This is a genomic window from Rhodopseudomonas sp. B29 (genome assembly GCF_000333455.1).
GTDB lineage: Bacteria > Pseudomonadota > Alphaproteobacteria > Rhizobiales > Xanthobacteraceae > Rhodopseudomonas.
The window spans coordinates 1-6,573 of record NZ_BADD01000337.1; the positions used below are offsets into that span (position 1 = coordinate 1).

A 6,573-nucleotide genomic window follows, 5' to 3' on the forward strand; every position below is an offset into this window, starting at 1 on the left:
GGCCGCGTTGCCTGGCAGAACGAGAATCTCGACGACCTCGTGCTGCTGCGCAGCGACGGCACGCCGACCTACATGCTGGCCGTGGTGGTCGATGACCACGATATGGGCGTCACCCACGTCATCCGCGGCGACGATCATCTGATCAACGCGGCGCGTCAGAAGCAGATCTACGATGCGCTGGAGTGGGAACTGCCGGTGATGGCGCACATCCCGCTGATCCACGGCCCGGACGGTTCGAAGCTGTCGAAGCGCCACGGCGCGCTAGGTGTCGATGCTTACCGCGCGATGGGCTATCTGCCGGCGGCGCTGCGCAACTACCTAGTGCGGCTCGGCTGGAGCCATGGCGATCAGGAAATATTTACCACGCAGGAAATGATCGATGCCTTCGACCTCGGCTCGATCGGCCGCTCGGCGGCGCGGTTCGATTTCGCCAAGCTCGAGAGCCTCAACGGTCACTACATCCGTCAGAGCGACGATCAATCTCTCGTGACGCAGCTCGAGGCGCTGCTCGCCTACATCCCGCAGGGGCCGGCGATTGCGGCCAAATTCAACGACCAGGTCCGCGCCCAGTTGCTGCGGGCGATGCCGGGACTGAAGGAGCGGGCCAAGACGCTGATCGAGCTTCTCGACAATGCGGGCTTCATCTTCGCCGATCGGCCGCTGGCACTCGACCCCAAGGCCGAGGCCGTCCTGACGCCGGAAACTCGGCTTCTGATCGGCCAGCTCCGCGCGGCGCTGGAGCGCGTCGAGGATTGGTCCGCGGCGACCACCGAAGCAGCCATGCGCGGCTTTGCCGATCAGGCCGGGCTCAAGCTCGGCGCCGTGGCGCAGCCGCTGCGTGTGGCGCTCACCGGACGGACGACGTCGCCGGGCATCTTCGACGTGCTGGCGGTGCTGGGCCGCGACGAGTGCCTGTCGCGGCTGGCCGACCAGGCCGCGTAATCGCCCGGGGGGCAGACCAGCCTCCCGGCGGCTGCCTTGCAGTGCACACGCCGATACGATACGCATTCGGCGTGCTTTTTAGGCCAACCAGTCGCGCTCGCATCTTTCGGGTGCTCGCGCCTGGCTTCGACAACGAACATCGGGGACCACACGATGGACGCAACCACCAACAACAAAACAGCGACGCTGACGGTTGGAAACAAGAATTTCGACCTCCCGATCCTGACCGGGACCGTCGGCCCCGACGTCGTTGATATCGGCAAGCTCTACGCCCAGACCGGGATGTTCACTTACGATCCCGGCTTCACCTCGACGGCGAGCTGCCAATCCAAGATCACCTACATCGACGGCGACGCCGGCGTTCTCCAATACCGCGGCTATCCGATCGAACAGCTCGCCGAGAAGGGCGACTTCCTCGAGACCTGCTACCTGCTGCTGTACGGCGAGCTGCCGACCAAGGCGCAGAAGGAAGACTTCGACTACCGCGTCACGCGCCACAACATGGTGCACGATCAGATGTCGCGGTTCTTCAATGGCTTCCGCCGCGACGCGCATCCGATGGCCGTGATGGTCGCCTCGGTCGGCGCTCTGGCCGCGTTCTACCACGACTCCACCGACATCAACGATCCGACCCAGCGGATGGTCGCTTCGATCCGGATGATCGCCAAGGTGCCGACGCTGGCCGCCATGGCCTACAAGTACTCGGTCGGTCAGCCCTTCATCTATCCGAAGAATTCGCTGGGCTACGCCGCCAACTTCATGCGGATGTGCTTCGCCACGCCGTGCGAAGAGTACGTCGTCAACCCGGTGCTGGCGAACGCGCTCGACAAGATCTTCACGCTGCATGCCGACCACGAGCAGAACGCCTCGACTTCGACGGTGCGTATCGCCGGCTCGTCCGGCGCCAACCCGTTCGCCTGTATCGCCGCCGGCATCGCCTGCCTGTGGGGTCCGGCGCATGGCGGCGCCAACGAGGCGGCGCTGACGATGCTGAAGGAAATCGGCGACGTCTCGAACATCCCGGACTTCATCGCTAAGGTGAAGGACAAGAACTCGTCGGTGCGGCTGATGGGCTTCGGCCACCGCGTCTACAAGAACTACGATCCGCGCGCCAAGATCATGCAGCAGGTCTGCCACGAAGTGCTGGCGGAAACCGGCCATGGCGGCGACCCGCTGCTCAAGGTCGCGATGGAGCTGGAGCGCATCGCGCTCAGCGATCAGTACTTCATCGACCGCAAGCTCTACCCGAACGTCGACTTCTATTCGGGCATCACGCTGAAGGCGATGGGCTTCCCGACCGACATGTTCACCGTGCTGTTCGCGGTCGCCCGCACCGTCGGCTGGATCAGCCAGTGGAGCGAGATGATCGAGGATCCGCAGCAGAAGATCGGCCGTCCGCGCCAGCTCTTCACCGGCGCCACCACCCGCGACTACGTCGACATGGACAAGCGCGGCTGAGCCTCGCCACGACGCTAACGACTATGGAAGGACCGGCCTCGCGCCGGTCCTTTTTGTTTTGCGGTACGCCTTGTTGGAGCAGTTCTTCTCTCGATAGATCGCGGTTTCGCTCCGACTTCCGCCGTCATCCTGAGGTGCCCGCCGGGCCACGCGTTAAGCGCGGCGCGGAGGGCGTCGAAGGATGAGCCACAGGCACCTTGGCCGCATCCTTCGAGGCGCGCTACGCGCGCACCTCGGGATGACGACTCTGCACTTGTGAAGATCACTTCGCTTCGATCGATCCAAGAAGCGCTCTGTATCAGTGAACCGAACGGCCCTTGGCCATCACATCCAGCACGATCGCCGCCGCGCGACCACTGGGCGTCTCCTGGCCGGTCGACAGGATACCGTCGATCTTCGCAAAAGCCTCGAGCTGACGGCGGCGCGCCGGCGTGTCGCCGAGCACCTCGCGGAGTGCCGGCACCAACCTCTCCGGCACGCAATCCTCTTGCAGATATTCCGGCACGACGTTGTCGCCGATCACCAGATTGGCGAGGATGACGGTGCTCAGCTTCACTACGCGCCGCGCGATCCAGACCTCCACCGAGCCGGCACGATAGGCCGTCACCATTGGTACACCGGCGATCGCCAGTTCGAGCGTCACCGTGCCGGATTTGGCCAGCGCCGCCCGCGCGGTTCGGAAAGCCGCACGCTTGGCGTCTTCGCCGACCACGATCTGCGGCTGCACTGTCCAATCAGCGGTGGCTTCGCGGACCAATGCTTCGAGCCGCGGCGTGGTCGGCAGCACCGGCGTGAAGTCGACGCCCTGCTCACGTAGCTGCGCCAGCGTCGCGCCGAAGGCCGCGGCGTGGTGACGAACCTCGCTGCGTCGGCTGCCGGGCAGAACCAAGAGCACCGGCGGCTCGCCATCGCGGCGGCGCTGCTCGTCGGCGTTCGGACGCAGCGTATCGATCTGCTGAGTCAGCGGATGGCCCACATAGCTGCAGGGCGGGCCGCCGAGCCGGCGATAGGCCGCGGGCTCGAACGGCAGCAGCGCCAGCACGTGGTCGACATAGGCGTTCATCGCCCGCGCCCGGCCGGGCCGCCATGCCCACACCGTCGGCGACACGTAGTCGACGATCGGGATCGACGGCGCCCTCGCCCGCACGCGCTTGGCGACGCGGTGCGTGAAGTCGGGACTATCGATGATCACCAGGATATCGGGCGAAGCGGCGAGCACAGCGTCGGCAGCGCGGCGGATCAGCCGCAGCAATGACGGCAGCCGCTGCACCACGGCGGCGAATCCCATGATCGACAGCTCTTCGATCGGGAACAGCGAGGCAAGCCCCTGCTCCGCCATCGCGTGGCCGCCGATGCCTTCGAACTGAGCCTTTTCGCCGAGACGGTCCTTCAGTTCGCGCATCAACGCGCTGCCGAGACGGTCGCCGGATTCCTCGGTCGCGATCAGATAGACCTTCGGCACCGCGGCAGGCTCACTCATCACGGTTCACCGACGACGAACAAGCCCGCACGATCCGCGGCCTCGACGATCGCCTGCGGCTCGGCAACCACGGTGTAGCCTGCCACGACCGCCATGCCCGCGAGCTGTGCCTTCGCCAATCCCTCGATCGTGCGGGGCCCCATCGCCGGCAGATCGAAACGCAGGTCCTGGCCGGCCTTCGGCGCTTTCACCAGGACGCCGCGACCCGGCCGCGCGCGGATGCGGCCGCGCTCACGGAGCGCGACGATGCGCTGAAGTAATTCATCAGTGCCGCCTGTGTCTTCGACCGCGACGACATGGCCGTCGATAACGACGCAGCCCTGCCCGATGTCGAACGGACTGAGCGCGGCCAGCACCGCGCGGCCCTTGGCGATGTCGGCGCGGGTCGCCTCATCGGGCTGCGCGTGCGCCAGGTTACCGAGTGGCATCAACAGATCAGGCGCAACTTCTTTCAGGCCGAGAATACGAAATCCGCCCGTCTCGAAGTAACGGCCGACCGCTTTGAGCAGATGATTATCACCGCCGCGAAACGCCGAGATCACCGTCGGCAGCGCTTTGATCGCGCCCCAGTCGAGCCACATCTCCGACAGCGCCGGACGGACCAGCGAGCCGATGAAGATCAGATCGCCGCAGGCCTCGGCGCGAGCTAACCGCTGCAACCGGCCGAGGCTACCCGGTGTGATCCAGTGATGCTTGAAGCGGAGCACGGCGGCTGCGTCGCAGCTCCCCTTCAGTGGAAATAGGATCGGCGTCACGCCGCGTGCGATCAGCGAGTCGGCGACCGCGAACGGCAGAACGCCGCCGCCTGCGACCACTCCGACGTTCCGGCTGATCTGCGGCGTTTGCTCGGCCATGACCGTCCGTTCGACTATTCGTCGTCCTCGGTGGACGCCCCGCCCTTTGGCATGCATAGCGCGCGATAGCGCTTGCCGCGGCGGCGGCCCTCGTCGATGAAACCGACGATCTCGGCGATCGCCGGATCGTCGCCACAGCGTCCGCGGGCCTGTTCGAGCCGGTCATCGAAACGGCCGGTGCCGAAAAACAGTTCCTTGTAGAACAGCCGGATGGCGCCGAGACGCGCCTTGGTGAAGCCGCGGCGGCGCATGCCGACGACGTTGAGGCCGGCGAGATCGGCATAGACCCCGTGCGCGAGTCCGTACGGGATGATCGCCTGGCGCACGCCGCTCATGCCGCCGATCATCGCCTGCGGCCCGACGCGGGTGAACTGCTGGAGTGCCGTGAGGCCGCCGATGAAGGTGTAGTCACCGACTTCGCAATGACCGCCCAGCGTCGCCGCATTGGCGAAGATGACGTCATTGCCGACCACGCAATCGTGGCCGACGTGGCTCGCGGCCATGAAGAACCCGCGGTCACCGACCTTGGTCAGGCCGCCGCCGGACACGGTGCCGAGGTTGAAAGTCACGTTCTCGCGGATGGTACAGGCGCTGCCGACTTCGAGCCTGGTCGGCTCGCCCTTGTAGCCGGTCGATTGCGGCGGGCCGCCCAGCGAGGCGTAAGGATAGATCGTGCAGCGTTCGCCGATCGTGGTGTGACCGGCGATGTGCACATGGGCGATGAGGTTGCAGCCGGCGCCGATCACCGCGTTGGGGCCGACGATGCAGAACGGTCCGATTGTGACGTCGTCGCCGATGACGGCGCCGTCGGCGATCCGGGCGCTGGAGTCGATGTTGCTGGCCATCAGTCGGCCAGCATCGCGCCGACATCGGCTTCGGCAACGGTCACGCCGTTGACCTTGGCGTCGCCGTGAAACCACCACATCGCCTTGCGGCGGCCGATGCTCTTCATGTGATACTCGATGGTGTCGCCGGGCAGCACCGGCTTGCGAAACTTGCACTTGTCGACGGTGAGGAAGTACACGGCCTTCGGCCGCTCGCTCAGCCCCATCGACAGAATGCCGATGACGCCGGCGGTCTGCGCCATGCCTTCGACCATCAGCACACCGGGAAACACCGGCCGCCCCGGGAAGTGGCCCTGAAACACCGGCTCGTTGTGCGTGACGTTCTTGATGCCGATGCCGTCGTGGTTCTCGCGGATGTTGAGAACCCGATCGATCAGCAGGAAAGGAAAGCGGTGCGGCAGGATGTTGAGGATGGCGTTGATATCCACCACCTCGTGCAAAATCGGCGACTCCATCAATCCGAACCCTCGTCCTTGCTTCCTGCAGGCTTCACCTCGGTCCCGGCCAGGCGGCGCAGCGCCAGCACCTCTCGGAACCAGGCTTTGGTGGGCTTGGCGATGATGCCGCCCCAACGCTCGCCGGCGGGAATGTCGTCCTTGACCCCGGCCATCGCGGCGACTTGAGCGCCGTCGCCCACCAGGACGTGATTGTTGATGCCGACCTTGGCGCCCAGCGCGACGTTGTCGCCCAGCGTCAGGCTGCCGGCAAGGCTACAATGCGCGGCGACAACGCAATGTCGACCAATTGTTACGTTGTGGCCGACCTGAACCTGATTGTCGATCTTTGTCCCCTCGCCGATCACCGTGTCGCGTAGCGAGCCGCGATCGACGGTGGTGCCGGCGCCGAGTTCGACGTCGTTCTGGATGATGACGCGGCCGATCTGCGGCACCTTCGTGTGTCGGCCGGCGCCGAACACGAAACCAAAGCCGTCCTGGCCGATGTGACAGCCGGGATGAATGATGACGTTGTTGCAGACCAGGGTCCACTGCAGATG

7 protein-coding genes are annotated in these 6,573 nt (G+C 65.6%); 2 read left to right on the top strand and 5 right to left on the bottom strand.

Translation table 11 applies throughout. From position 1 onward, the window contains the following. On the top strand, window positions 1–942 hold a 942-nt coding region (locus I5M_RS12165), incomplete at its 5' end, for a glutamate--tRNA ligase (RefSeq protein ID WP_022721658.1). Window positions 943–1,095: 153 nt separating this feature from the next. Beyond that, on the top strand, window positions 1,096–2,400 hold the full coding sequence (gltA, locus tag I5M_RS12170) for a citrate synthase (protein ID WP_022721659.1): 1,305 nt from the start codon (window positions 1,096–1,098) through the stop codon (window positions 2,398–2,400). A 298-nt stretch (window positions 2,401–2,698) separates the two neighbouring features. Here the strand turns inward: gltA and lpxB are convergent, their stop codons facing one another. From lpxB to I5M_RS12195, 5 genes are all read right to left on the bottom strand, one after another. Beyond that, window positions 2,699–3,880, bottom strand: a complete 1,182-nt coding sequence (gene lpxB / locus I5M_RS12175; RefSeq protein ID WP_022721660.1) for a lipid-A-disaccharide synthase — start codon at window positions 3,878–3,880, stop codon at window positions 2,699–2,701. Next, window positions 3,880–4,734, bottom strand: a complete 855-nt coding sequence (locus tag I5M_RS12180) for an LpxI family protein (protein WP_022721661.1) — start codon at window positions 4,732–4,734, stop codon at window positions 3,880–3,882. Before I5M_RS12180 ends, lpxB begins: the two co-directional genes overlap by 1 nt. Before the next feature lie 14 nt (window positions 4,735–4,748). After that, entirely contained in the window at window positions 4,749–5,579 is an 831-nt protein-coding gene (lpxA, locus tag I5M_RS12185) for an acyl-ACP--UDP-N-acetylglucosamine O-acyltransferase (RefSeq protein ID WP_022721662.1), read from the bottom strand. Beyond that, window positions 5,579–6,034: a 3-hydroxyacyl-ACP dehydratase FabZ gene (gene fabZ, locus I5M_RS12190; RefSeq protein WP_022721663.1), complete on the bottom strand. Its 456-nt coding sequence runs from the start codon at window positions 6,032–6,034 to the stop codon at window positions 5,579–5,581. Before fabZ ends, lpxA begins: the two co-directional genes overlap by 1 nt. Further along, window positions 6,034–6,573 (bottom strand): UDP-3-O-(3-hydroxymyristoyl)glucosamine N-acyltransferase (locus I5M_RS12195; protein WP_022721664.1); only part of this gene is annotated, 540 nt, incomplete at its 5' end. The genes I5M_RS12195 and fabZ, both read right to left, overlap by 1 nt.

What these genes read in the sequence shown, in the direction of transcription:
- I5M_RS12180 (WP_022721661.1), bottom strand. Translation starts at nt 4,734, where the DNA reads ATGGCCGAGCAAACGCCGCAGATCAGCCGGAACGTCGGAGTGGTCGCA.
- gltA (WP_022721659.1), top strand. Translation starts at nt 1,096, where the DNA reads ATGGACGCAACCACCAACAACAAAACAGCGACGCTGACGGTTGGAAAC.
- lpxB (WP_022721660.1), bottom strand. Translation starts at nt 3,880, where the DNA reads ATGAGTGAGCCTGCCGCGGTGCCGAAGGTCTATCTGATCGCGACCGAG.
- fabZ (WP_022721663.1), bottom strand. Translation starts at nt 6,034, where the DNA reads ATGGAGTCGCCGATTTTGCACGAGGTGGTGGATATCAACGCCATCCTC.
- lpxA (WP_022721662.1), bottom strand. Translation starts at nt 5,579, where the DNA reads ATGGCCAGCAACATCGACTCCAGCGCCCGGATCGCCGACGGCGCCGTC.